Source organism: Aminobacter sp. BE322 (assembly GCF_050433525.1).
Lineage (GTDB): Bacteria > Pseudomonadota > Alphaproteobacteria > Rhizobiales > Rhizobiaceae > Aminobacter.
On sequence record NZ_JBNPXB010000024.1, the window covers coordinates 21,710 to 47,606 of the forward strand.

Genomic DNA, 25,897 nt, shown 5'->3' on the forward strand with positions numbered 1-25,897 from the left:
TTATAGATAAATCGGCTCAATACGTCCAGACTTCCGGGCTTTCGAGGCCTCGTGAAAACGGGGCCACGCCGCGCCGATGACTGAGCGTCGCCCACGGTGTCATTGCGCGCGCTTCCGGACGGGCCGGCCATCATGGTCCTCGGCGGCATCCGAGGCCGTGCTTTCCCTGCCGCCGTCCGCGCCGCAACCTCCGACGCGCACCATGTTGCGACCGGCGGTCTTGGCCTCATAGAGCGCCCGGTCGGCGACCAGCAGAAGCTCGTCGAGCCCCTTGACCTCGGCGGCGGTGCAGGCCGCGACCCCGATGCTGACGCTCATGCGCAGGTGCTGGCCCGACGGCAGCGTCAGGTCCGCCCGCTCCACCGCGAGGCGCATGCGCTCGGCCATGCCGGTCGCCTCGATCAGGTCGGCCTGCGGCAAAAGCACCGCGAATTCCTCGCCGCCGGTCCGGCCGAACAGGTCGGTCCCCCGGAGTTCGGGGGAAACCAGGCGGACGAATTCGGTCAGCACGGCGTCGCCCGCGGCATGACCGAAACGGTCGTTGACGCGCTTGAAGTAGTCGAGATCGATCGTCAGCAGCGCGACGCCGCGCGGGCCGCGCGACAGTTCCGCGAGGCGGGATTTCGCCCGTTCCATGAACGCGCCGCGCGACAGCGCCCCGGTGAGGGAATCGAAATTCGCGGCCTTGAACAGCCGGTCTATCAGTTCCTTGCGCGCCGCGTTCGTGCTCGCAACCGTCAGCGGGCCGAGCGCCATCAGTGCTACGCCCAGCCGGATCGAGTCGAGCAGCCGAAGCGGGTTCGGCAGCTTCGACAAGGGGATCAGCTGTGCTGGGAGCGAGATCAGCAGCCAGGTCGACATCAACATGGTCAGCGTGGTCGTGGTGAACAGGCTGTAGGTCAGCGCGCACCACAGCAGGGCCGGGATGGGGAAGGCGAGTGCGCCCGGACCGCCCACGACAATGCCCACGCCGACCGAGGCGGCAAGAGCTGCGGCGGGCGCGGCGTGCAGCAGGGTGGCTAGGTTCGCCGCCAGCGGATTCCGCCATTGGCGCATCAGCGTGCCGGTACCCGGAAAGGTCAGGATGACGGGCAGGACGACAAGGTTGTTGACCAGTTCGCTGACGAACCAGAATGCCATGCCGTCCGTGATGTCGCGGCCGAACAGCAGCGCTGCTCCGGCGGCGCTGACGATTGCCGCCGCCACCGCCGCCGCGCAGCAGACGGCGAACAGATAGAGCACCGAGATCGAGCGGCGCAGCCTGCGGATGTCTTCGGACAACAGAGAGAACAGCGCAAAGCCGGCCATGGCGCCCGCCATATTGGCGGAGGACAGCCAGAGATTGGTGCGCAGGTCGCTGCCGGTGATGAAGTCCGCGGCGATGTAGCCGGCGAAGGCCGCCAGCCATCCGGAAGCCGTGGCATAGGCGGGGTTGCGCACCATCAGGCCCAGGAGAATGGCGTTCGCCGGCCATACCGCGGCCAGGAAACCGACTGGGCGGGTAAATATCCCGAAAAGCGATGCGACGAGGACTGCCGCCCCAACGGTCAGGGAGACCAGTGACCTTTGCGCAATGCTGATATCTGCTGGGTGGTGGCGTTGACTGGCAGCGAGCATATTCCTTCCGTTCGCGTCAAAACGCCCCTTCATCCCGACTATCGTCGAAAACAGTTCACTTGGGCTTAATAAGCAACATCGAATTCGCCCTGTGGTTGTCTCGCGGTTGCGGCGGAATGACGCTGTGGATGCCGTAGCGTCATCTGCTTCGGCTGCGAGGGTGTTCCCGGCCAGACGGGCTTCCAATGCATGGTTGCAATCGGGCCGAGCCGCTGCAGTCTCGATCCGCCCGCGGCGCGTCTAGGCGGAAGCTTCGGGGAACCTTATCCGCACACGCAGCCCGCGGTCTTCCGCACCCGCGGACAGCTCCAGCCTGCCGCCGAACAGCGCGGCGATCTCCTCGACGATCGGCAGGCCGAGGCCGGCACCAGGCTGGTCGCCGGCGCGGCCGCGGGCGAAGCGCTGGCGCACGGTCTCGAGTTCGGATGCGGGGATGCCCGGCCCGGTGTCCTCGACTTCGAGCATAACGTCCTCGCCCTCGCGCAGCACCTTCACCGTCGCCTCGGCGCCCGAGCCGGCATAGGCGAGCGCGTTCTCGATCAGGTTGCGGATCATCTCGCCGAGCAGCATCGGCTCACCGCGCATGTAGAAAGCTTCCTCGCCCTCGAAGCCGAGGTCGATGCCCGCGGCATGGGCCTGGGTGATGCGGTCGGCGGTGAGCGTGCGGGCGAGATCGGTCATGTCCACCGCGCCCATGCTCTTCAGCCGTTCGGAGGCGGCCTGGTCGACCTTGGCGAGCAGCAGCAGCTGGGCGATGACGCGTTCGGCGTGAGCGACGGCCTCGTCGCCGATGCGGGCGGCGCGGCGTGCCTCTTCCAGGGAATGGGCGCGCGACGACAGCGCCAGCTGGGTGCGGATGATGGTCAGCGGCGTGCGCAGCTGATGGCTGGCGTTGCCGGTGAAGTGACGCATGGCGCCGAGCGCCGAGCCCAGGCGGCCCATGAAGGAATTGACCGTGTCGACCAGCCCGCGCACCTCCTTGGGCACCGACTGCTCGATCGGGTGCAGGTCGTCCGGATTGCGCTCGGCAATCGCGTCGCGCAGCCGGTAGAGCGGCCTGAGGGAGAAGGTGACGGCCATCCAGACGATGGCCGCCGCACTGCCGATCAGGATCGCCAGCCTGAGCGCCGAGCGCAAGAGAATGGTCTGCGCCAGCTGGGTCCTGGCGATGGTCGTTTCGGCGACCGTGACGACGAAGGGGATCGACGTCGCCCCGGTCGAGGCGGCACGCGCCAGCGAGGTCAGCCGGATCGGCTCGCCGCGGAAGGTCGCGTCCGAATAGCCGCTTTCCTCCTGGCCGAGGCCTTCGATCACCGGCAAGTTCTGGTAGCCGGTGATGAAGCCGTCGGGGCCGTCGACCCGGTAGAACACCCGGTCCTGCGCGGCGGAAGTCAGCATTTCGAGAGCGACATAGGGTATGTCGACCTCGAGCGCGCCGTTCTCCGCCACCACCACCCGCTCGGCAATCGCCAGCGCCGAGCCGGCCAGCACCCGGTCGGAGACGGCATTCGCCGTGTCGACCGCCTCGTTGTAGGTGTCGGCCAGCGCGATCAGGCCGATGGCGACCAGCGGCACGAGCAGCCACAAGAGCAGCCGGCGTCGCAGCGAATAGGTTTTCGTCCGTGGCATCAGGGACTGGGCAGTTTTTCGAGATAGTAGCCGATGCCGCGCGCCGTGCGCACGGTCAGCCCATAGGGCGCGAGCCGTTTGCGCAGGCGGCTGACATATTGCTCGATGGCGTTGGCGCTGAGGTCCTCGTCGAAACCGGCGAGCGATTCGATGATCGCCTGCTTGGCCACCACCTTGCCGGCGCGCATGAACAGCGTCTCGAGCAGTGCGAGTTCGCGCGCCGGAATGTCGATCGCCGCCCCGTGCGAGGAGAAGCTGCGGGTGTTGAGGTCGAGCAGTACCTCGCCGAAGGTGACGGTGGAGGCCTTGAGTCCGGCGCGGCGGCGCAGCAGCGTGCGCACCCTGGCCTCGAGCTCGCCGACGTCGAAGGGCTTGACCATGTAATCGTCGGCGCCGAGGTCGAGGCCTTTCACCCGCTCGTCGAGCGAGTGGCGCGCCGACAGGATCAGCACCGCCGCGTCGTGCTGGCGCCCGCGCATGGTGCGCAGCACTTCGAGCCCGTCCATCTCGGGCAGATTGAGGTCGAGGATGACGAGATCGAAGCGCTCGGCGGCAAGCACGGCAACCGCCGAAGTGCCGTCGCCGACGACGTCGACGGCGTAGCCGCTGCCCCTGAGCACTGCGGCAAGCCCGCCGGCCAGCGTGGCGTTGTCCTCGACCACCAGAATGCGCACCGAAATCTCCCTGCCGCTGCCGCCCGAACGATGCCTATTCGTTGGGCAAAGGTCCAGAGCTGCGTAGCGTGCTTCGCCGTTGTGTCCAAGGCCGGGCTGTTGCATGGTCTCGCCGTCATGCGCCTGGCCCTTCTCTTCGCTCTCATCAGCCTTGCAGCCCCCGCACGCGCGGAGGTCACCGTGTTTCCGGCGCTCAACGCCGTGGCGGACGCCCGCACTCTGGTGGTCTATTCGTCGCTCGACGCGCCGCTCGCCAAGCCGATGATCGACGGCTTCCAGAAGGCCAACCCCGACGTCGCCGTGCGCTACGAGGACCTGCTCACCACCGAGATCTACGATCGCGTGGTCGCCGAGACCGACGCCGGCAAGGGCTCGGCCGACATTGCCTTCTCGTCGGCGATGGACCTGCAGGTCAAGCTCGCCAATGACGGCTATGCCCAGGAGAGCCGGCTACCGCTCTCGGGCCGCTGGCCGCGCTGGGCCAACTGGCGCGACACCGCCTATGCGCTGACTTTCGAGCCGGCGGTGTTCGTCTACCACAAGCCGAGCTTCGCCGATGCGCCGCCGCCGGCGACGCGCGGCCAGTTCGTCGATTTCCTCAAGGCCCAGGGCGACAAGGTCTACGGCCGCATCGCCACCTACGACATCGAGCGCTCGGGCGTCGGCTTCATGTTCATGGCCCGCGACCAGGAGCAGTATCCGGACATCTGGTCGGTCATCCGCAGCATGGGCGCCGCCGGCGTGAAGCTCTATTCGACCAGCGGCGCCATCCTCGAGCGCATCGCCGACGGCCGTTTCGTGCTCGGCTACAACATCCTCGGCTCCTACGCCGCCGACTGGGCGGCGCGCGACCCCAATGTCGGCATCGTGCTGCCCAAGGATTACACTGTGGTGATGTCGCGCATCGGCCTGGTGCCCAAGGCGGCAAGCTCGCCCGATCTCGGCCGCCGCTATCTCGAATATTTCATGTCGGCCGAGGGCCAGACGGTGATGGCGCGGCAGCTGCACATCGCCGCCGTCAACCCCGACGTGTCCGGCGACAACACCGCCAACCGCATGCAGCAGGTTCTCGGCGGGCAGCTGCGGCCGGTGCCGGTCAGCCCCGGCCTGATGGTCTATCTCGACCAGGTCAAGCGCTCGCGCGTCATCCAGCGCTGGAACGAGGCGCTGCGCAGTCCCTGACGATGTACCCAAGCTGTTGCATCGGTGTCAGTCTGATGTCAGGTTGCTGCGCTAGGGAAGTTTTGGCCCGTCCGTTGGGAGGCGGCGAGGCTCGGAAAGTTCGGGAGGACTTCGAACAGGTTTCCGCAAAGGTACCCGGCGGCGTCGAATGCGCCGAAAGAGGGGCCGGAAACGCTGCATCACGGCCGGCCAACCAGCCCGCCAGTTCCTGCCGTCAGATCCGGGTCGCCGCTTCGCGAGCGGGCCACGAAACTGAAAAGGCATTTGCCCCGCGCATGCGGGCAGCAAGGGAGGAACGGCAGTGAAGCAGTTCGTATTGGCATCAATCATCGCAGGCGCACTCGCCCTGCCGGCCGCTGCGGCCGAATACAAGATCATGGCTCCGGCGGCGCCGGGCGGCGGCTGGGACCAGACCGCGCGCTCGATGCAGACCGCGCTTCAGGACGAGAAGATCTCGGGCAGCGTGCAGGTCACCAATGTTCCGGGCGCTGGCGGCACCATCGGCCTGGCCCAGTTCGTCAACCAGGCCAACGGCGACCCCAACCAGCTGATCGTCGGCGGCTACGTCATGGTCGGCGCGATCCTGACCAACGCCTCGCCGGTCACCCTCGAGCAGGTCACCCCGATCGCCCGCCTGACCGGCGAATATGAAGCGATCGTCGTGCCCGCCAGCTCCGACATCAAGGACATGGCTGGCCTCGTCGCCAAGCTGAAGGCCGATCCGGGCTCGGTGTCCTGGGGCGGCGGTTCGGCCGGCGGCACCGACCACATCACGGCCGGCCTCGTCGCCAAGGCCGTCGGCGTCGATCCGACCAAGGTCAACTACATCGCCTATTCCGGCGGTGGCGAGGCGCTCGCCGCCATCCTCGGCGGCCAGGTGACCGTCGGCATCTCCGGCTACGGCGAATTCGCCGAGCAGATCAAGGCGGGCCAGCTGCGCATCCTCGGCATCTCGGCCGACAAGAAGGTCGAAGGCGTCGATGCCCCGACGTTCAAGGACGGCGGCGTCGACGTCTCGATCCAGAACTGGCGCATGGTCGCCGCCGCTCCCGGCATCTCTGCCGACCAGAAGGCAGCCGTGCTCGCCGACGTCGAGAAGATGGTCACTTCGGCCTCGTGGAAGAAGATTCTCGCCGACAAGGGCTGGGCCAACACCTACCTCGCCGGTGACGACTTCTCAGCTCAGCTGAAGAAGGACACCGAGGCGACCGCCGCGATCCTGAAAGACATCGGCCTGGTGAAATGAGCCGGGACACCCAGCAACAAGAAAAGCGCCGCCCGGACCGGGCGGCGCTTGTCATCGCCGCCCTGCTGATGGCGGCTTCCGTCGTCATCGCCTGGAACACGGCCAGCCACAGCGCCGGCGGCGCCTATGCCCGCGTCGGCCCGGCGACCTTCCCCTACGTGATCGCCGTCGCATTCTTCGGCCTGTCGATCTGGACGGCGATCGAAGCGTTCCGCGGCGACTTTCCCGAGCGCGAGCATCAGGAGATCAGCCCGATCCTGTGGATCGTCGGCGGCCTCGCCGCGCAGATGCTGCTGCTCAAGGTGGCCGGCTTCTCCATTGCCACGGGCCTGCTCTTCGCCGCCACCGCGCGGGCATTCGGGCGCGGTCCGCTGTGGAAGACCATTCCCCTCGGCATCGTCCTCGCCTTCGTCGTCTGGGTCATTTTCGCCAAGGGACTGCAGCTCTCGCTGCCAGCCGGCCCGCTCGAACGCCTGTTCTGAGCGGCATTTTAGGAGCGGCTAGATATGGATACGTTCGGTCTGCTGGCGCAGGGTCTTTTGACGGCGCTTGAACCCATCAACCTGCTTTACGCACTCATCGGCGTGACCCTCGGCACCGCCGTCGGCGTCCTGCCCGGCATCGGCCCGGCGCTGACCGTGGCCCTGCTGCTGCCGGTCACCTACAAGCTCGATCCGGCCGGATCGCTGATCATGTTCGCCGGCATCTATTACGGCGGCATGTATGGCGGCTCGACCACGTCGATCCTGCTCAACACGCCGGGCGAAAGCGCTTCGATCGTCACGGCGCTCGAAGGCAACAAGATGGCGCGCGCCGGACGCGGCGGCCCCGCGCTGGCAACGGCGGCCATCGGCTCCTTCGTCGCCGGCCTCATCGCCACCATAGGCCTCGCCTTCATCGCACCCACCGTGGTCAAGATGGCGCTGTCCTTCGGCCCGGCCGAATATTTCGCGCTGATGATCCTGGCCTTCATGACCGTGTCGGCCGCCTTCGGCGATTCGAGCCTGCGCGGCCTCACTGCGCTGTTCATCGGCCTTGCCCTCGGCCTGGTCGGCATCGACCTGCAGACCGGCCAGGCGCGGCTTTCCTTCGGTATCCCCGACCTGCTCGACGGCATCGAGGTGACGACGCTGGCGGTCGCGCTGTTCGCGGTCGGCGAGGCGCTCAGCGTCGCGGCCAGCAAGGGCGGCGATTCCACCATCCAGGCGATCAAGGGCTCGGTGTGGATGACCCGCGAGGATTGGCGGCGCTCGTGGAAGCCCTGGCTGCGCGGCACCGCCGTCGGCTTCCCCATCGGCGCAATGCCGGCGGGCGGCGCCGAGATCGGCACGTTCCTGTCCTACTCGATGGAAAAGCAGCTGGCCGAGAAGCCGGAAGAATTCGGCAACGGCGCCATCGAGGGCGTCGCCGGTCCGGAAGCCGCCAACAATGCGTCGGCCGCCGGCACGCTGGTGCCGCTACTGACGCTCGGCCTGCCGACCACGGCGACGGCCGCGATCATGCTCGCCGGCTTCCAGCAGTTCGGCCTGCAGCCCGGTCCGCTGCTGTTTGCCACCAACCCGCAGCTCGTCTGGGGCCTGATCGCCTCGCTGCTGGTCGCCAACCTGATGCTTCTGGTGCTGAACCTGCCGCTGATCGGCCTGTGGGTCCGCCTGCTGACCATCCCGACGCCGTGGCTCTACGCCGGCATCCTGCTGTTTGCGACGCTCGGCACCATCGGCGCCAACTCGGCCGTCTACCAGCTCAACGTCGCCGGCCTGTTCACCTGGCCGATGTCGTTCGAGCTCGGCATGCTTTTGGCCTTCGGTCTGCTCGGCTACGGCCTGCGCCGCTTCCACTATCCGATCGCCCCCGTCGTGGTGGGCCTGATCCTCGGACCGATGGCCGAGCAGCAGCTGCGCCGCGCGCTCGCCATCAGCCAGGGCGACCCGACGATCCTCGTCGGCTCGCCGATCGCCGTCGTGCTATTGCTGCTCGCGGCCACCGCCGTGCTTCTGCCGCTCTATCTCAGGGCGCGCGGCAAGGGCAAGGTGCTCGCCCAGCTCGGCGCCAGCGAGGACTGAGAAGCAAGGTCCGGAAACGAAAAAAGCCGAAGCCCGGGTGACCGGGCTTCGGCTTTTCCTTTGCCCTGCGGGCTGGATATCCAGGGCGACAGAGCGGTGAATCCGCCAGGACCACCGCTCCGGAGCGACACCTGCAACGCCGCACCGCAACGGTGCAGGGATTGCATCACGTCGGATCCGCAGCCCGTCCGTGAGGACGAGCCCGATCCCGTGGGCGCTCTCTACCCTGAAGCCAAGAAATCAGTAGTGGCGGATGCGGTCGTAATGCCGGGGGTCGATGCCCAGCATGACCAGATCCTGGTTGGCCGGACGGTGGCCGCGCTCGACGGCGGCAGCCGCGGCGACGGCGCTGCCGAGGGTGCGGACCAAGTTGCCAATGCGTCCAAGGGGCTTGCGAGCGTTCATCTTCGTCATCCTTTTGCGCTGCATCATCATTTCTTGTGCAACGCAACAAATATAGGTGACGCAAAGGGAAGCGGTAGGGGTGGCGATGCATGCTTGCCATGCGTTTGCTGCAATGGTCGGCTAAACAGGCGCCGGTGGACGCTCGGGACCGCAGCACTTGAAAGGCGACGCGCCTTCGGTTATATCAGCGTCAAATTCTTGGTCGGTATGACGAAGAGTGGGTCCACCCGGTCCCGCTCTTTTTTGTTACCTGCCGGCCGCTTGGAGAACCAATGACCGAAAACGCAGTCGAACAGGCAGGCGACGACCGCATCATCCGCGAGACCGGCATCGACGCCCGCATCGCCCTGATCGTTCAGCCCGTCCTTCGGGCGATCGGCTTCCGCCTCGTCCGCGTGCGGCTGTCGGGCCAGAACGGCCTGACGCTGCAGATCATGGCCGAGCGCGAAGACGGGACCATGACGGTCGAGGATTGCGAAGAGGTGAGCCGCGCCGTCTCGCCCGCCCTCGATGTCGATGATCCGATCGAAAAGGCGTATCATCTCGAAGTGTCGTCGCCGGGCATCGACAGGCCGCTGGTGCGCAAGTCGGATTTCGCCAACTGGATCGGCCATCTCGTGAAGATGGAGACCTCGGTCCTGGTCACCGACCGCAAGCGCTTCCGCGGCAAGATCGCCGAGGCCGACGAAGCGGGCGTCCTGATCCAGCGCGACCAGGCCGCCTATGGCGAGGAGCCGACCGTGCGCGTGCCCTTCGAGGCGATCGCCGAAGCGCGGCTGATCCTGACCGACGACCTGATCCGCGATGCCCTGAGCAAGGACAACAGGGCCCGCAAGGAAGCAAAGAAGCGTCACGGCGAGGCCGACGAGGCCGGTGAAGACGAAGAAACCGAAACGGAAGACTGACAGAGCCGTGCAGCCGGACCGGGTCCGGCCTGAAGCTCGGGGAGAAAGACAATGGTTGTAAGCGCCAACAGGCTCGAACTGCTGCAGATCGCCGATGCGGTCGCCCGCGAGAAGTCGATCGACAAGTCGATCGTCATCGCCGCCATGGCCGACGCGATCCAGAAGGCGGCACGCTCGCGCTATGGCCAGGAAACCAACATCCGCGCCGACATCAACCCGAACACGGGCGAGATGAAGCTGCAGCGCCTGATGGAAGTGGTCGAGAAGGTCGAGGATTACGCGACCCAGATCGCGCTGACCTCGGCGCGCGAACGCAATCCCGACGCGCAGCTCGGCGACTTCATCGCGGAGCAGCTGCCGCCGATGGATTTCGGCCGCATCGCCGCCCAGTCGGCCAAGCAGGTCATCGTCCAGAAGGTGCGCGAGGCCGAGCGTGACCGCCAGTACGACGAGTACAAGGACCGCATCGGCGAGATCGTCAACGGCACGGTCAAGCGTGTCGAATACGGCAACGTCATCGTCGACCTCGGCCGCGGCGAGGCGATCATCCGCCGCGACGAGCTGATCCCCCGCGAGAACTACAAATACGGCGACCGCGTCCGCGCCTATGTCTACGACGTGCGCCGCGAGCAGCGCGGCCCGCAGATCTTCCTGTCGCGTACCCATCCGCAGTTCATGGCGAAGCTGTTCACCATGGAAGTGCCGGAAATCTACGACGGCATCATCGAGATCAAGTCGGTGGCCCGCGACCCGGGTTCGCGCGCCAAGATCGCCGTCATCTCGCGCGACAGCTCGATCGATCCGGTCGGCGCCTGCGTCGGTATGCGCGGTTCGCGCGTCCAGGCCGTCGTCGGCGAACTCCAGGGCGAAAAGATCGACATCATCCCGTGGTCGCCTTCGGCAGCTTCCTTCATCGTCAACGCCCTGCAGCCGGCCGAGGTCGCCAAGGTGGTTCTCGACGAGGACGCCGAGCGCATCGAGGTCGTGGTGCCTGACGACCAGCTGTCGCTCGCCATCGGCCGCCGCGGCCAGAACGTGCGCCTCGCTTCGCAGCTGACCGGCTGGGACATCGACATCCTGACCGAGCAGGAAGAGTCCGAGCGCCGCCAGAAGGAATTCGTCGAGCGTTCGACGCTGTTCATGGAAGCCCTCGACGTCGACGAGATGGTCGGCCAGGTGCTCGCCTCGGAAGGCTTCACCTCGGTCGAGGAAGTGGCCTACGTCGATTCCGACGAGATCTCCTCGATCGACGGCTTCGACGAGGACACCGCCAGCGAAATCCAGCAGCGCGCCCGCGAATATCTCGAGAAGATCGAGGCCGAGCACGACGAGAAGCGCAAGAAGCTCGGCGTCGAGGACGAGCTGCGCCAGATTCCCGGCATCACCACCGCGATGCTGGTGGCGCTCGGCGAGGACGGCGTCAAGACCATCGAGGACTTCGCCGGCTACGCCGCCGACGACCTCGTCGGCTGGAAGGAACGCAAGGACGGCGAGACCAAGTTCTATCCGGGCGTTCTGGCCGACTATGGCGTGTCGCGTGCGGACGCCGAGCAGATGGTCGTCGCCGCCCGCCGCATGGCTGGCTGGATTTCCGAAGACGAAGTGGCTGAGGAAGCCACCGACGTCGCCGGTGAGTGACGTGGGTCGGGCCGGGGATAGCTTTGGACGAGATGAACGATCGCACCTGCATCGTTACGCGCCAGAGCGGCGAAACGGATGATCTGATCCGTTTCGTCGTCGGTCCCGATTCGACTGTTTTTCCCGATCTGAAGAGAAAGTTGCCCGGCCGCGGTTGCTGGGTGACGGCCGACCGCCTACATGTCGACAAGGCGGCGGCCAAGGGCATGTTCGCCCGCGCCTTCAAGAAGCCGGTCGTCGTTCCGGCCGACCTGGGCGCCATGGTGGACGCGCTGCTAGCAAAATCGGCGCTCGGCGCGCTGGGGCTCGCCCGCAAGGCCGGGCTCGTTGCGCTCGGCGCCGCCAAGGTCGACACTGCCGTACGCGCCGGAAAGGCGCTTCTGGTGCTCCACGCCTACGAGGGCGCCGAGGATGGCGTCCGCAAGATCACCCAGGCCCGCAAGGCGACAGTCCATCTCGGCGGCCCTGCCACGCCCGCCTACAAACTTTTTTCCGAAGCGGAATTGGGTTTGGCATTGGGGGCAACAAATGTGATACATGCTGCCGTTCTCGCGGGAGACGCGGGCAAGACGGTCGCAAAGCGCATGGTTGCGCTTGACCGGTATCGGGGCGGATCCCCGGATGATCTGGCAATGATTGCGGCGATTGCCGACGAAGATGATGCCGCAGAGGATATGGAATGAGCGACACCAAATCGGGCGATGACAAGACGTTGAGCGTCACTCCGAAGAAGACCTTGACGCTGAAGCGCCCGGGCGCGGAGCAGGGAACCGTGCGCCAGAATTTCTCGCACGGCCGCACCAAGGCGGTCGTCGTCGAGACCAAGAAGCGCAAATTCTCCATGCCTGGCGACAGGCACGAGCCAGCACCGACGCCGTCGCCGGCGCCCGCGCCGGCGACCGTCGCGCCGAAGCCCCAGCCGTCTGCGCCCGTCAACGTCACACCGCTGGTGCGCGAGACGCCGCGCCCGCAGCCGGAACGCTCCGGGATGGTGTTGAACGAGCTGTCGCGTGGCGAGATGGAAGCTCGTCGTCGCGCGCTTGAAGGTTCGGTCGTCCGCGAACAGGAAGAACGCGCCCGCGCCGCGGAAGACGCGCGCCGCCGCGCCGAGGAAGACGAGCGTCGCCGCAAGGAACGCGATGAGTCGGCCCGTCGCCAGGCCGAGGAAGAGGCTCGTCTGAAGACGGAAGCCGAATCCCGCCGTCGCGCCGAGGAGGAGGCTCGCCGTCGTGCGCCAGCGGCCGTCCAGGCCAAGGTCGCCGACGAAGAGGAAGAAGTCGCCCGTCCACGCGGCCGCACCGGCGGCAACGGCGGTGGGGCAGGGGCAGGGGCAGGTGCCGGTGCCGGCGCTGCCAGCCCGGTCCGTCGCATCGCGACCCCCGAGGTTGCCCGTCCGGCCAAGACCAAGACCGACGACGACCGCCGTCGCGGCAAGCTGACGCTCAACACCGCGCTGTCGTCCGAAGACGGCGATGCGCGCGCGCGTTCGCTGGCCGCGATGCGCCGCCGCCAGGAGAAGTTCAAGCGGGCGATGCATCAGGAGCCGCGCGAGAAGATCGTGCGCGAGGTCGTCCTGCCCGAGACCATCACCATCCAGGAACTGGCTCAGCGTATGTCCGAGCGCGCCGTGGATGTCGTGAAGTTCTTCATGAAGCAGGGCCAGATGATGAAGCCGGGCGACGTCATCGACGCCGACACGGCCGAGCTGGTGGCCGGCGAATTCGGCCACACGGTCCGCCGCGTCGCCGAGTCCGACATCGAGGAAGGCCTGTTCGACATCGCCGACCGCACCGAGGACCTGGTGTCGCGTCCGCCCGTGGTCACCATCATGGGCCACGTCGACCACGGCAAGACCTCGCTGCTCGACGCCATCCGCAACGCCAATGTCGTGTCCGGCGAAGCCGGCGGCATCACCCAGCACATCGGCGCCTATCAGGTCGAGAAGAACGGTCAGAAGATCACCTTCATCGACACGCCTGGCCACGCCGCTTTCACCGCGATGCGCGCCCGTGGCGCCCAGTCGACCGACATCGCCATCCTGGTGGTCGCGGCCGACGACGCCGTCATGCCGCAGACCATCGAGTCGATCAGCCATGCAAAGGCTGCCGGCGTGCCGATCATCGTGGCCATCAACAAGATGGACAAGCCGTCGGCCGATGCCCAGAAGGTCCGCACCGACCTGCTGCGCCACGAGGTTTTCGTGGAATCGATGGGCGGCGAGACGCTCGACGTCGAGGTTTCGGCCAAGACCGGCAAGGGTCTCGACAAGCTGCTCGAGGCCATCCTGCTGCAGGCCGAAGTTCTCGACCTCAAGTCCAACCCCGACCGCACGGCCGAGGGCGTGGTCATCGAGGCCAAGCTCGACAAGGGTCGCGGTCCGGTTGCCACCGTGCTCGTCCAGACCGGTACGCTGCTGCCGGGCGACATCCTCGTCGCCGGCAACCAGTGGGGCCGCGTCCGCGCCCTGGTCGATGACCGCGGCACGCATGTCGAAGAAGCCCCGCCGTCCATGCCGGTCGAGATCCTCGGCCTGCAGGGCACGCCTCAGGCCGGCGACCGCTTCGCGGTGGTCAACAACGAGGCCCGCGCCCGCGAGATCACCGAGTACCGCCAGCGTCTGGCGCGCGACAAGGCCGTCGCCAGGCACGCCACCCAGCGCGGCTCGCTCGAGCAGATGATGTCGCAGCTGCAGTCCTCGGGCCTCAAGGAGTTCCCGCTCATCATCAAGGGCGACGTGCAGGGTTCGGTCGAAGCGATCGTCACCGCGCTCGACAAGCTCGGCACCGACGAGGTCCGTGCCCGCATCGTCCATGCCGGTGCAGGCGCCGTCACCGAAAGCGACGTCACGCTCGCCGAGACGTCGGGTGCCGCGATCATCGGCTTCAACGTCCGCGCCAATGCGCAGGCGCGCCACGCCGCCGAGCAGGCAGGCGTCGAGATCCGCTACTACAACATCATCTACAGCCTCGTGGATGACATCAAGGATGCGATGTCCGGCCTGCTGTCGCCGGAGCGCCGCGAGACCTTCATCGGCAATGCCGAGATCCTCGAGGTGTTCCACATCACCAAGGTCGGTAAGGTCGCTGGTTGCCGCGTCACCGAAGGCAAGGTCGAACGCGGTGCGGGCGTCCGCCTCATCCGCGACAACGTGGTCATCCACGAAGGCACGCTCAAGACGCTCAAGCGCTTCAAGGACGAAGTCTCCGAAGTGCCGGTCGGCCAGGAGTGCGGCATGGCCTTCCAGAACTACGAAGACATCCGCCAGGGCGATATCATCGAGTGCTTCCGCGTCGAGATGGTGACCCGGAGGCTCTGAGCCTCTGGAATTAGTCTAACCGTTTGGACGGTGGCCGTTCGGCCGCCGTCCGTTTTCGTGCAGCAGTGAACGCGGTCCCAGTCCGCTCCCTGCGACATATGGATATTCAGGACCATGTCCCGTTTTACGAATTCAGGCCCCTCCCAGCGCCAGCTTCGCGTCGGCGAGCAGGTGCGCCATGCGCTGTCCGAAATGCTGCAGCGCGGCGAAATCCTCGATCCGCTGATCGAGACGACGGTGATTTCGATCTCCGAGGTGCGCATGTCGCCCGACCTCAAGATCGCCACCGCCTTCGTGTCGCCGCTCGGCGCCAAGGAGCCGGCGGCTGTCATCGAGGCGCTCAACAAGCATGCCAAATTCATCCGTGGCCGCGTTTCATTTGCCCTCAGGCAGATGAAATACATGCCGGAATTCCGTTTCCGGCTGGACACCAGTTACGACAATTTCGCCAAGATCAACGATCTGCTGCGCTCGCCCGAAGTGGCGCGCGACCTGGACGGCGAGGAAGACAAGGAAGACTGACATGTCGCGTCGCGGCAAGAAGAAAGGCCGGCCCGTCTCCGGCTGGCTGGTGCTGGACAAACCGGTGGGCATGGGCTCGACCGAGGCCGTGTCCAAGGTGAAGTGGCTGTTCAACGCCGAGAAGGCCGGCCACGCCGGAACCCTCGACCCGCTCGCCTCGGGCATGCTGCCGATCGCGCTCGGCGAGGCCACCAAGACCGTTCCCTACGTCATGGACGGTGCCAAGATCTATCGCTTCACCGTCGCATGGGGCGAGGAGCGGTCGACCGACGACCTCGAAGGTCCGGTGACCAGGAGCTCGGACAAGCGTCCGGGCGAGGCCGAGATCCGCGCGCTGCTGCCGAAATATACCGGCGTCATCATGCAGACGCCGCCGCAGTTCTCGGCGATCAAGATCGCCGGCGAGCGCGCCTACGACCTCGCCCGCGAGGGCGAGACCGTCGACATCCCGGCGCGCGAGATCGAGATCGGCCGCCTCGACATCGTCGAGAACAGCGCCGACCGCACCGTCTTCGAGGTCGAATGCGGCAAGGGCACCTACGTGCGCTCGCTGGCCCGCGACATGGGCCGCGACCTCGGCTGCTATGGCCACATCGCGGAGCTGCGCCGCACCGAGGTCGAACCCTTCACCGCCGACGATTTCGTCACCATTGCCGAGCTGGAAGCGGCGCGCGCCGCCGGCCAGCCGGAGGGCGAGGAGGGCCGCTGGGACTTCCAGGCGATCGACGAGTTCGTGGTCGACACCTCGGCCGCGCTCGACTGCCTGCCGCAGGTCGCCGTCACCGACGAGGCCGCCAACAAGATCAGGCTCGGCAATCCGGTCATCGTGCGCGGCCGCGACGCGCCGGTCGAGGCCGAGGAAGCCTGTGCCACCGCGCGCGGCCGGCTGGTCGCCATCGGCGCCATCGAGCAGGGCATGTTCAAGCCGAAGCGCGTGTTCACCGCCTGATGCTTGTTTGCGGCCGCGGTTTCCGCTTGGATCACGGCGATGATTCCGTGAGCGAAGCGCGATGACCGACGCAGATACGACCCTGAAGCGCGAACCTCGACATGCAAGGCGGGTACCGGTCGGTGCCTCGCCGGGCACGCTGATTGCCGATCCTTCGGCGCGCCAGTCGGCCCTCAATCTCACGCTCATTTCCCCCGCCGCCTGCGAATTCATCGACAACGCCAGCCTCGGCGATGTCGAGGCCGCGTGCGAGCAGTGGCCGCTGATCTGGCTCGATTGCGTCGGCCTCGCCAATATCGGGCTCATCGAGGAGATCGGCCGGATCTTCGGCCTGCACACGCTGGCGCTGGAGGACGTGGTCAACGCCGGCCAGCGGCCCAAGGCCGACTTCTTCGACGACTACGCCTTCTTCATCCTCAGCATGATCGATGACGTGAAGACTGGTCGCTACGAGCAGATCTCCTTCTTCTTCGGCGAAAACTTCGTCGTCACCTTCCAGGAGCGCGAGGGCGACCCGTTCGGGCCCGTACGCCAGCGCATCCGCACGTCCAACCCGAGCCGGCTGCGCAACAGCAAGGCCGACTACCTCGCCTACGCGCTGATCGACGCGGTCGTCGACAGCTACTTCCCGATCGTCGACGCCACCAGCGACAAGCTCGACGCCATCGAGGACGAATTGCTGGCCGCACCGCAGAAGCACCACATCAGCCAGCTGCACGGCCTGCGCCGGGCGACAAGCCTGCTCAAGCGCACGATCTGGCCGCTGCGCGACGCGCTGACCGCCCTGATCCGCTCGGACGCCGCCTTCATCTCGCCGGAGACCAAGGTCTATTTCAACGACACGCTCGACCATTCGATCCGGTTGACCGAAACGGTCGAATCCCAGCGCGAGACCATGATAGGCCTCATCGAGATGCACCTGTCGCTGGCGCAGGCGCGCACCAACGAGATCATCGGCGTGCTGACCATCGTATCGGCGATCTTCATCCCGCTGACCTTCCTCGCCGGCATCTGGGGGATGAACTTCGACCCGGCATCCTCGCCCTGGAACATGCCGGAGCTGCTGTCCTACTACGGCTATCCGGCCGCCCTCGGCTTCATGGCGTTGGTGGCGATCGTGCTCTTGGTGATATTCCGCCTACGCAAGTGGATTTGACGGCCTCGCAAGCCGGCTCGCAAAATAGCTGGCTTTTGCCGCCGAATTCCACTATATGCGCCGCAACATTGCGCTTTCGGGTGCCTTGTTCACCGGCCCCAGCTGGACGACATCCCGGCCGTGGGCGACCCGTTTCCTCAAGATCGAAAGGAAAAACACGATGTCGATCACTGCCGAGCGCAAGTCGGAACTGATGGCAGAATTCGCGACCGTCAAGGGCGACACCGGTTCGCCGGAAGTCCAGGTTGCCATCCTCTCCGAGCGCATCAAGAACCTGACCGAGCACTTCAAGGACCACAAGAAGGACAACCACTCCCGTCGTGGTCTTCTGGCGCTCGTCTCCCAGCGTCGCAGCCTGCTTGACTACCTCAAGCGCAAGGACGACGCCCGTTATCAGACGCTGATCGACAAGCTCGGTCTCCGCCGCTGATGAATTGACCGGCGGGTTCTCCGCGAAGGGAACCCGCCGGTCGTGCATTCGGGCTGCCGATCCGGCGGTCCATCGGTCCGATCCCGCCACAGGGGCAGGGTCGCACCGAAAACGGGTTCCGGAGCGCCAAGCTGACGCGCCCGAACCGCCCATGGACGGTCATGGGGCAGGATTGCAGGACGTTCGGTCGGCCGCTTCTGCGCGGCCAGCATCTTCGCCGAGCCTCTTGTTGTCTTGCCCGTGGCTGGCCAAACCGAAGCCAGGCGCGCAGCCCTCAGTCGAAGCCATGCGGTTTCCGGGCTGGCGCCAAACAGGGATCGGGCGCGCCGCATGGTGGCTTCCGCCGTTCCCGCTACGAAGGACAGGACATGTTCAACCAACACAAAGTCGAAATCGAATGGGGCGGCCGTCCGCTCATCCTCGAGACCGGCAAGATCGCGCGTCAGGCCGACGCCGCGGTTCTCGCCACCTATGGCGAGACCATCGTGCTCGCCACGGTCGTCTCGGCCAAGGAGCCGAAGCCGGGCTTCGATTTTTTCCCGCTGACCGTCAACTACCAGGAAAAGACCTACGCCGCCGGCAAGATCCCGGGCGGCTACTTCAAGCGTGAAGGCCGTCCGAGCGAGAAGGAGACTCTGGTCTCCCGCCTGATCGACCGTCCGATCCGCCCGCTCTTCGCCGATGGCTACAAGAACGACACCCAGATCGTCGTCACCGTCGTCCAGCACGACCTCGAGAACGATCCGGACATCCTGTCGATCGTCGCCACCTCGGCCGCGCTGACGCTTTCGGGCGTGCCCTTCATGGGCCCGATCGGCGGCGCCCGCGTCGGCTACATCAACGGCGAATTCGTGCTCAACCCGCACATCGACGAGATGCAGGAATCGAAGCTCGATCTGGTCGTCGCCGGTACCGGCGAAGCCGTTCTGATGGTCGAGTCGGAAGCCCAGGAACTGCCGGAAGACGTCATGCTCGGCGCCGTCATGTTCGGCCACAGCGGCTTCCAGCCGGTCATCGACGCCATCATCAAGCTCGCCGAAGTGGCCGCCAAGGACCCGCGCGACTTCACCGCGCCGAGCTATTCCGAGCTCGAGACCGAGATGCTGGCCATCGCCGAGGCCGATCTCCGCGCCGCCTACAAGATCATCGACAAGCAGGCCCGCTACGCCGCCGTCGACGCCGCCAAGGCCAAGGTGAAGGCTGCCTTCACCGCCGAGGGCGAAGAGGCTCCGAAGTGGTCGGCCGAGCAGGTCGCCACCGTGTTCAAGGAACTCCAGGCCAAGATCGTGCGCTGGAACATCCTCGACACCGGCTCGCGCATCGACGGCCGCGACCTCAAGACGGTCCGCACGATCGTTTCCGAAGTCGGCGTCCTGCCGCGCACCCACGGTTCGGCGCTGTTCACCCGCGGCGAGACCCAGGCGCTGGTCGTCGCCACGCTGGGCACCGGCGAGGACGAACAGTACGTCGACGCGCTCACCGGCATGTACAAGGAGAAGTTCCTCCTGCACTACAACTTCCCGCCGTACTCGGTCGGCGAGACCGGCCGCATGGGTTCGCCCGGCCGCCGCGAAATCGGCCACGGCAAGCTCGCCTGGCGCGCCGTCCGCCCGATGCTGCCGGCCGCCGAGCAGTTCCCCTACACGCTGCGCGTCGTCTCGGAGATCACCGAGTCGAACGGCTCGTCGTCGATGGCCACCGTCTGCGGCACCTCGCTGGCCCTGATGGACGCGGGCGTTCCGCTGCAGAAGCCGGTTGCCGGCATCGCCATGGGCCTGATCAAGGAAGGCGAGCGCTTCGCGGTCCTCTCCGACATCCTGGGCGACGAGGATCACCTCGGCGACATGGACTTCAAGGTGGCCGGCACCGCCGGCGGCATCACCTCGCTGCAGATGGACATCAAGATCAGCGGCATCACCGAGGAGATCATGAAGATCGCCCTCGACCAGGCCAAGGACGGCCGCATCCACATCCTCGGCGAGATGGCCCATGCCATCTCCGAGGGCCGCAAGGAACTGGGCGAGTTCGCGCCGCGCATCGAGGTCATGCAGATCCCGACCGACAAGATCCGCGAAGTGATCGGCTCGGGCGGCAAGGTCATCCGCGAGATCGTCGAGAAGACCGGCGCCAAGATCAACATCGAGGACGACGGCACGGTCAAGATCGCTTCGTCGAACGCCAAGGAGATCGAGGCGGCCAAGAAGTGGATCCACACCATCGTGGCCGAGCCGGAAGTCGGCGAGATCTACGAGGGCACGGTCGTCAAGACCGCCGACTTCGGCGCCTTCGTCAACTTCTTCGGCCCGCGTGACGGCCTGGTCCACATCTCGCAGCTGGCCAACGACCGCGTTGCCAAGACCTCCGACGTGGTCAAGGAAGGCGACAAGGTCTGGGTCAAGCTGATGGGCTTCGACGAGCGCGGCAAGGTCCGCCTGTCCATGAAGGTCGTCGACCAGGCCACCGGCAAGGAAATCGTCAAGGAAAAGAAGGCCGAAGGCGAAGAAACCGCCGCCTGATTGCCTCGACAGCCGATATGAGGCGGGCGCGGCCGTAAGGTCGCGCCCGTTTTGCTTTGCGGGTAGGTCTGCAATATATGGCCGTCACTCACCTCCGCTTCGCTCGGCCACCCTCTCCCGTTGGGGGAGGGGCGAGAGCCAGCGCATCGAGGACGAAGCCTAGGAACTCAAATGCGCGATGCACTGAAAACCCTGTTCTATCCGTTCGAGGCCGAGGCGCTGCCGTTGCCGGCGAAGGGTTCACGCGCGCTGTTTCTTGGCGCCGAGCCGGGGTTCAGGCTGCCGGACGGTTTTGGCGCCGGGCTCAAGCTCGTCCAGGGCTTTCGCCCCCAGTTCCTGTCGCTGCAGGGCTCCGGGCACGACGTCGCCCCGCGCGCCGAGGGCGAAGGCTATGACCTTGCCCTGGTGCTTGCCGGCCGTCATCGCGGCCTCAACGAGCTGCGCATCGCCGACGCAATCGAGCGCACGGGCGAGGGTGGGCTGATCGCCGTCGCCGGCGGCAAGGACGACGGCATCGCCAGCCTGCGCAAACGGATCGGCGGCCTCGTCGACATCGTCGACCACCTGCCCAAATATCACGGCGCGGCGTTCTGGTTCCGCCGTGACGAGGCAGCAGTCGCCGCTGCGGCAGCACTCCGCGCGGACAATCCCGAAACCCTGGTCGATGGCCGGTTCCGCGCCGCGCCCGGCATGTTCTCGTTCGACCGCGTCGACACCGGTTCCAGGCTCCTGGTCGAGCATCTGCCGGCCGACATCAAGGGTGCCGTCGCCGACTTCTGCGCCGGCTGGGGTTATGTCGCGGCCGAGGTTTTCGCGCGCACGAAGGAGCTCAAGGCGCTCGACCTCTTCGAGGCCGACTACGAGGCGCTGGAGGCGGCCAGGGCTAACGTGCCCGCCGGCTCGGTCGAGCCGGGCTTCTTCTGGCGCGACCTCGCCAGGGAGCCGGTCGAGCGCCGCTATGACGTGGTGGTGATGAACCCGCCTTTCCACCAGGACCGCGACGCCGATCCCGAGATCGGCCAGCGCATGATCCGCGCGGCATCAGCCGCGCTCAAGCCGGGCGGGCGGCTGTTCATGGTCGCCAACCGGCATCTGCCCTACCAGCCGGTGCTGGCGGGGGCCTTCGCCTGGCATCAGGAGCTGGCGGTGGAGAACGGCTTCAGGGTCTGGACGGCGCGTCGCTGAGGGCGATCAGTGCAGGCTCGCCGTCTGGGCGGCCGGCACCTGGTTGAGCACCAGCGGGGCGGGGCGGCCGAACAGATAGCCCTGCACGACCTGGCAGCCTGCCGCGCGCAGCAGCGTCGCCTGGGTCTCGGTTTCCACGCCTTCGGCGATGGTGCGCACGCCAAGCGCGCGCGAAAGCCCGACGATGGTCGACACCACGGCGCCCGAATTCGTGTCCGTCTCCATGCGGCTGACGAAGGCGCGGTCGATCTTGAGCTTGTGGAAGTTGAAGTCGATCAGATAGGCGAGGTTCGAATAGCCGGTGCCGAAATCGTCGACGGCCACCGAAATGCCCATGGCGGTCAGCTGCTTGAGGATTTCCGCCGCCCGGTCGCGATCCTGCATCATCGCCGATTCGGTCAGCTCGAGTTCCAGGCGCCTGGGCTCGATGCCCGTGTCGGTGATGGTCTTGGCGACCAGGCCGACGAAATCGCGGGTCATGAACTGCACCGGCGAGATGTTGACGGCCACGAAGCAATCGTCCGGCAACAGCCGGGCGTCGGTGCAGGCCTTGCGCAGCACCCACTCGCCGATCGGCGCGATCATGCCTGTCTCCTCGGCGACGGAGATGAAATCGGACGGGGGGATCATGCCGCGCTCGGGGTGGTGCCAGCGGATCAGCGCCTCGTAGCCGACGATGCGGCCCGCCGCGAGGTCCAGCTGCGGCTGGTAGTGCAGGTCGAAGTCGCCGCGCTCCAGCGCGACGTGCAGCTCCGATTCCACCCACTGGCGCTGTTCGGCGACCTTGCCCATGTCCGGCTGGAACACGGCCCAGCTGCCGATGCCGCTGGCACGGGCGTTCTGCAGCGCGAGGTTCGAGCGGCGCAGCAGCTGGACGGGGTCGTAGCCATCCTTGGGCATCGCCACCACGCCGATCGAGACGTTCACCGACTGGACGTGGGAGGGCAGCGGATAGGGCCGCATCAGGTCTTCGATGACCCGCTCGATGGTGGCTTCCAGCGATCCGTCGACCTGGCTGTCGGGGCAGAGGATGGCGAACTCGCCGGCGCCGATGCGTCCCACCACCACGTCGCGTGGCAAGGCGGCCGTCAGCCGCTCGGTGAAGGCGCGGATCAGCGCGTCGCCGTTGCAATAGCCGATGGCATCGTTGATCTGCTTGAAGCGGTCGATGTCGACGTCGATCAGGAACACCGGCCTGCCGGTGCGCGCGGTGGCCGAGGCGGCCTCGGCGATCTTGCCGACCATGGCGGTGCGGGCCAACAGCCCGGTCAGCTTGTCGAAATTGGTTTCGTTGAAGACGTAGTCGGCGGATTCGTCGACGCCGGCGAAGAACGACATGGAGGCGATCGAGGCGGCCAGTGCGCATAGCGCGGCGATGATGGCGGCGACCGTCTCGCCCTGCAGGCCGGCAACCTGGCCGCCGAACACGTAGCGCATGCCCCATACCGATAATACGAAGGCGCCCAGCCCCGAACTGGCGATCGTCACGAGCCGAAACAACTTGCTCCGGCTGGGGTTCCTGGCGGCAGGCATGCGTAGCGTTTCCCAACTTGCGCGGTTTTTCTACCGACTCGCGAGTTAAGGTCGCTTGCTGCGAATGTCTACAATTTTAGCGAACGGCCGATTTCTCAGTCGCGGCCGCCGTCCATCTGCTTGAGTTCGTCCAGCGTCGGCATCGAGACGATGTGGTAGCCCGAATCGACATAGTGGATCTCGCCGGTGACGCCCGAAGACAGGTCCGACAAAAGGTAGAGCGCCGAGCCGCCGACCTCGTCGATGGTGACGGTGCGGCGCAGCGGCGAATTGCGCTGCTGGTAGGAGAACATGTGGCGCGCATCCGAGATGCCGGCGCCGGCAAGCGTGCGCACCGGACCGGCGGAGATGCCGTTGATGCGGATGCCACGCGGGCCGTAGTCGTTGGCGAGATAGCGTACGCTGGCCTCGAGGCCGGCCTTGGCCACGCCCATGACGTTGTAGTTGGGCATGACGCGCACCGAGCCGGCATAGGTCAGCGTGATCATCGAGCCGCCCTCGTTCATCAGGGCTGCCGCGTGCTTCGCCACTTCGGTGAAGGAGAAGCAGGAGATCACCATGGTGCGGACGAAGTTCTCGCGCGTGGTGTCGGCGTAGAGGCCCTTGAGCTCGTTCTTGTCGGAGAAGCCGATGGCGTGCACCAGGAAGTCGATGCCGCCCCACTTTTCCTTCAGCGTCTCGAAGGCAGCCGCCACCAATGCGCTGTCCTCGACGTCGCAGGGCACCAGGATCTCGGCGCCAACCTTCTCGGCCAGCGGCTTGACGCGGCGGCCGAAGGCTTCGCCCTGATAGGTGAAGGCCAACTCGGCGCCGTGCTCGGCGAGCTTCTGGGCAATGCCCCAGGCAATGGAGTGGTCATTCGCGACGCCCATGATGAGCCCGCGCTTGCCCTTCATCAGTCCGTCCATATTGGTGTCCCTATGCGGAGAGGCGCTGGAAAACGAGCGTGGCGTTGGTGCCGCCGAAGCCGAAGGAATTGGACAGAACGGTGTCGATCTTGGCGTTGTCGATGCGCTTGCGCACGATCGGCATGCCTTCGAATTCCGGATCCAGCTCTTCGATATGGGCGCTTTCGCCGATGAAGCCGCCCTGCATCATCAGGATCGAGTAGATCGATTCCTGCACGCCGGCGGCGCCCAGCGAGTGGCCGGTCAGCGACTTGGTGGAGGTGATGTTCGGCATCTTGTCGCCGAACACCTCGCGGATCGCGCCCATTTCCTTCGAATCGCCCACCGGCGTCGAGGTGCCGTGGGTGTTGATGTAGTCGACCGGGCCCTTCACCGTCGACAGCGCCTGGCGCATGCAGCGCATGGCGCCTTCGCCCGAGGGGGCGACCATGTCGTAGCCGTCGGAGGTCGCGCCGTAGCCGACCAGCTCGCAATAGATCTTGGCGCCGCGCGCCTTGGCGTGTTCGAGCTCCTCGAGCACCAGCACGCCGGCGCCGCCGGCAATGACGAAGCCGTCGCGGTTGACGTCATAGGCGCGCGAGGCGACCGAGGCGCGGTCGTTGTACTTGGACGCCATGGCGCCCATGGCGTCGAACAGGTTCGACATCGTCCAGTCGAGGTCTTCGTGGCCGCCGGCGAACATGACGTCCTGCTTGCCCCACTGGATCATCTCGGCGGCGTTGCCGATGCAATGCGCCGAGGTCGAGCAGGCCGACGAGATCGAGTAGTTGACGCCGTGGATCTTGAACCAGGTGGCGAGCGTCGCCGAGGCTGTCGAGGACATCGCCTTCGGCACGGCGAACGGCCCGATGCGCTTCGGGCTGTTGTTCTTCTGCGTGATCTCGGCGGCCTCGACGATGGTGCGGGTCGACGGACCGCCAGAGCCCATGATGATGCCGGTGCGCGGGTTGCCGGAGATGACGCTTTCCTCGAGGCCGCTGTCGGCGATCGCTTGCTTCATCGCGACATGGTTCCACATGCCGCCCTGTGACAGGAAGCGCGCGGCACGGCGGTCGACCAGGTCGGTCGTGTCGAGGTTGGGCGCACCCCAGACCTGGCACTTGAAGCCGTGCTCGGCGAAGGATTCGGAGAAGCTGATGCCGGACTTGGCGTCACGCAGTGAAGCTGTCACCTCGTCGGCGTTGTTGCCGATGGACGATACGATGCCAAGGCCCGTTACGACGACACGTCTCATGAAAATCTCCGGTCCAGTGTATGGGGCCAATCAGGCGGCCGCAGTTTCCTGCTTCGAGAGCCCGACCTTGAGGTCTATGGCCTTGTAGATAGGTTCGCCGTCGGCCTTCAACCAGCCATCGGCGATGCCCAGCACCAGGCGGCCGCGCATGACGCGCTTGAAGTCGATGCCGTATTCGACCTTCTTGACCGAAGGCGTGACCATGCCCTTGAACTTCACCTCGCCGGTGGAGAGCGCCATGCCCTTGCCCTGCTCGCCGAGCCAGCCGAGGTAGAAGCCGGTCAGCTGCCACATGGCGTCGAGGCCGAGGCAGCCCGGCATGATGGGATTGCCGATGAAATGGCAGGGGAAGAACCAGAGGTCCGGCCTGATGTCGAACTCGGCACGGACGAAGCCCTTGTCGAATTCGCCGCCGGTCTCGCTGATTTCGGTGATGCGATCGAACATCAGCATCGGCGGAGCAGGCAGCTGGGCATTGCCGGGTCCGAACAGTTCGCCGCGGGCACAGGCCAGCAGTTCCTCGTAGCCGTAGCTGGATTTCTGATCGGCCATGAATACCTTCCCCGTCGCAAAGATTTCGGGCGGCGTCACGCCCTTCTTGTGTGCTCTCACTAGCACAGACTGTCTCCAGCCGGAAACCGGCGTTTGCGCTTAGCGCGACCATCTGCCCCGGTCAATGCGCGCTATTGATCGCATGTGAGCTACCGAATATATGTCGAAAATGGCTAGCCGGCAGGATATCCGGGCTCGGCGGGCTTGGTATGGGTGAAAAAGGCGAACTTCGGCGAG

The 25,897-nt window shown here is 66.2% G+C and carries 22 protein-coding genes; 14 read left to right on the forward strand and 8 right to left on the reverse strand.

The window, feature by feature from the left end; genetic code table 11:
- Nucleotides 1–99: 99 nt before the first annotated feature.
- The 3 genes from J2X50_RS22665 to J2X50_RS22675 are packed head-to-tail and all read right to left on the reverse strand — an operon-like array spanning nucleotide 100 to nucleotide 3,920.
- Entirely contained in the window at nucleotides 100–1,803 is a 1,704-nt protein-coding gene (locus tag J2X50_RS22665; protein ID WP_429098230.1) for a diguanylate cyclase, read from the reverse strand.
- A 54-nt stretch (nucleotides 1,804–1,857) separates the two neighbouring features.
- Complete coding sequence (locus tag J2X50_RS22670; RefSeq protein ID WP_429098232.1) at nucleotides 1,858–3,246, reverse strand: sensor histidine kinase; 1,389 nt, start codon at nucleotides 3,244–3,246, stop codon at nucleotides 1,858–1,860.
- Nucleotides 3,246–3,920, reverse strand: a complete 675-nt coding sequence (locus tag J2X50_RS22675) for a response regulator transcription factor (protein WP_429098234.1) — start codon at nucleotides 3,918–3,920, stop codon at nucleotides 3,246–3,248. Before J2X50_RS22675 ends, J2X50_RS22670 begins: the two co-directional genes overlap by 1 nt.
- Nucleotides 3,921–4,037: 117 nt before the next feature.
- Here J2X50_RS22675 and J2X50_RS22680 point away from each other — a divergent pair, with 117 nt between their 5' ends.
- From J2X50_RS22680 to J2X50_RS22695, 4 genes are all read left to right on the forward strand, one after another.
- Nucleotides 4,038–5,102 (forward strand): ABC transporter substrate-binding protein, encoded by a 1,065-nt coding sequence (locus J2X50_RS22680; RefSeq protein ID WP_429098279.1) that lies wholly within the window; start codon nucleotides 4,038–4,040, stop codon nucleotides 5,100–5,102.
- Nucleotides 5,103–5,403: 301 nt separating this feature from the next.
- On the forward strand, nucleotides 5,404–6,348 hold the full coding sequence (locus J2X50_RS22685) for a Bug family tripartite tricarboxylate transporter substrate binding protein (protein WP_429098236.1): 945 nt from the start codon (nucleotides 5,404–5,406) through the stop codon (nucleotides 6,346–6,348).
- Nucleotides 6,345–6,830 (forward strand): tripartite tricarboxylate transporter TctB family protein, encoded by a 486-nt coding sequence (locus J2X50_RS22690; RefSeq protein ID WP_347966479.1) that lies wholly within the window; start codon nucleotides 6,345–6,347, stop codon nucleotides 6,828–6,830. The genes J2X50_RS22685 and J2X50_RS22690 overlap by 4 nt, the downstream gene beginning before the upstream one ends.
- A gap of 24 nt (nucleotides 6,831–6,854) precedes the next feature.
- Nucleotides 6,855–8,411: a tripartite tricarboxylate transporter permease gene (locus J2X50_RS22695; RefSeq protein WP_347966480.1), complete on the forward strand. Its 1,557-nt coding sequence runs from the start codon at nucleotides 6,855–6,857 to the stop codon at nucleotides 8,409–8,411.
- 240 nt (nucleotides 8,412–8,651) lie between these two features.
- Here J2X50_RS22695 and J2X50_RS22700 read toward each other — a convergent pair whose 3' ends face one another.
- On the reverse strand, nucleotides 8,652–8,816 hold the full coding sequence (locus tag J2X50_RS22700; RefSeq protein WP_429098239.1) for a hypothetical protein: 165 nt from the start codon (nucleotides 8,814–8,816) through the stop codon (nucleotides 8,652–8,654).
- A gap of 272 nt (nucleotides 8,817–9,088) precedes the next feature.
- Between J2X50_RS22700 and rimP the strand changes: the two genes are divergently transcribed.
- The 10 genes from rimP to J2X50_RS22750 all read left to right on the forward strand — a co-directional run bounded on the left by rimP (nucleotide 9,089) and on the right by J2X50_RS22750 (nucleotide 21,433).
- Nucleotides 9,089–9,721, forward strand: coding sequence for a ribosome maturation factor RimP (gene rimP / locus J2X50_RS22705; protein WP_429098240.1), 633 nt, complete (start codon nucleotides 9,089–9,091; stop codon nucleotides 9,719–9,721).
- Between the two features lie 51 nt (nucleotides 9,722–9,772).
- Nucleotides 9,773–11,359 carry a transcription termination factor NusA gene (nusA, locus tag J2X50_RS22710; protein WP_429098242.1) on the forward strand — a complete coding sequence of 529 codons (1,587 nt, stop codon included), beginning with the start codon at nucleotides 9,773–9,775 and terminating at the stop codon, nucleotides 11,357–11,359.
- Between the two features lie 32 nt (nucleotides 11,360–11,391).
- Nucleotides 11,392–12,042, forward strand: coding sequence for an RNA-binding protein (locus J2X50_RS22715; RefSeq protein ID WP_429098244.1), 651 nt, complete (start codon nucleotides 11,392–11,394; stop codon nucleotides 12,040–12,042).
- Nucleotides 12,039–14,675 (forward strand): translation initiation factor IF-2, encoded by a 2,637-nt coding sequence (gene infB / locus J2X50_RS22720; RefSeq protein WP_429098246.1) that lies wholly within the window; start codon nucleotides 12,039–12,041, stop codon nucleotides 14,673–14,675. Before J2X50_RS22715 ends, infB begins: the two co-directional genes overlap by 4 nt.
- A 114-nt stretch (nucleotides 14,676–14,789) precedes the next feature.
- A complete protein-coding gene (rbfA, locus tag J2X50_RS22725; protein WP_340037893.1) occupies nucleotides 14,790–15,197 on the forward strand; it encodes a 30S ribosome-binding factor RbfA in 408 nt (135 codons plus the stop codon).
- A 1-nt stretch (nucleotide 15,198) separates the two neighbouring features.
- Nucleotides 15,199–16,146, forward strand: coding sequence for a tRNA pseudouridine(55) synthase TruB (gene truB / locus J2X50_RS22730; protein WP_429098248.1), 948 nt, complete (start codon nucleotides 15,199–15,201; stop codon nucleotides 16,144–16,146).
- Between the two features lie 61 nt (nucleotides 16,147–16,207).
- Entirely contained in the window at nucleotides 16,208–17,302 is a 1,095-nt protein-coding gene (corA, locus tag J2X50_RS22735; RefSeq protein ID WP_429098250.1) for a magnesium/cobalt transporter CorA, read from the forward strand.
- A gap of 55 nt (nucleotides 17,303–17,357) precedes the next feature.
- Nucleotides 17,358–17,732, forward strand: coding sequence for a 30S ribosomal protein S15 (rpsO, locus tag J2X50_RS22740; RefSeq protein WP_340037890.1), 375 nt, complete (start codon nucleotides 17,358–17,360; stop codon nucleotides 17,730–17,732).
- 368 nt (nucleotides 17,733–18,100) lie between these two features.
- Nucleotides 18,101–20,248 (forward strand): polyribonucleotide nucleotidyltransferase, encoded by a 2,148-nt coding sequence (pnp, locus tag J2X50_RS22745; protein ID WP_429098251.1) that lies wholly within the window; start codon nucleotides 18,101–18,103, stop codon nucleotides 20,246–20,248.
- Between the two features lie 171 nt (nucleotides 20,249–20,419).
- Nucleotides 20,420–21,433: a class I SAM-dependent methyltransferase gene (locus J2X50_RS22750; RefSeq protein ID WP_429098253.1), complete on the forward strand. Its 1,014-nt coding sequence runs from the start codon at nucleotides 20,420–20,422 to the stop codon at nucleotides 21,431–21,433.
- 6 nt (nucleotides 21,434–21,439) lie between these two features.
- On the opposite strand, the gene J2X50_RS22755 is transcribed toward J2X50_RS22750, so the two are convergent.
- The 4 genes from J2X50_RS22755 to fabA all read right to left on the reverse strand — a co-directional run bounded on the left by J2X50_RS22755 (nucleotide 21,440) and on the right by fabA (nucleotide 25,660).
- Nucleotides 21,440–22,966: a putative bifunctional diguanylate cyclase/phosphodiesterase gene (locus J2X50_RS22755; protein WP_429098255.1), complete on the reverse strand. Its 1,527-nt coding sequence runs from the start codon at nucleotides 22,964–22,966 to the stop codon at nucleotides 21,440–21,442.
- A 95-nt stretch (nucleotides 22,967–23,061) separates the two neighbouring features.
- Nucleotides 23,062–23,874: an enoyl-ACP reductase FabI gene (fabI, locus tag J2X50_RS22760; protein ID WP_429098257.1), complete on the reverse strand. Its 813-nt coding sequence runs from the start codon at nucleotides 23,872–23,874 to the stop codon at nucleotides 23,062–23,064.
- Between the two features lie 10 nt (nucleotides 23,875–23,884).
- A complete protein-coding gene (fabB, locus tag J2X50_RS22765; protein WP_429098259.1) occupies nucleotides 23,885–25,108 on the reverse strand; it encodes a beta-ketoacyl-ACP synthase I in 1,224 nt (407 codons plus the stop codon).
- 30 nt (nucleotides 25,109–25,138) lie between these two features.
- Nucleotides 25,139–25,660: a 3-hydroxyacyl-[acyl-carrier-protein] dehydratase FabA gene (gene fabA, locus J2X50_RS22770; protein ID WP_347966492.1), complete on the reverse strand. Its 522-nt coding sequence runs from the start codon at nucleotides 25,658–25,660 to the stop codon at nucleotides 25,139–25,141.
- Nucleotides 25,661–25,897: the final 237 nt, after the last annotated feature.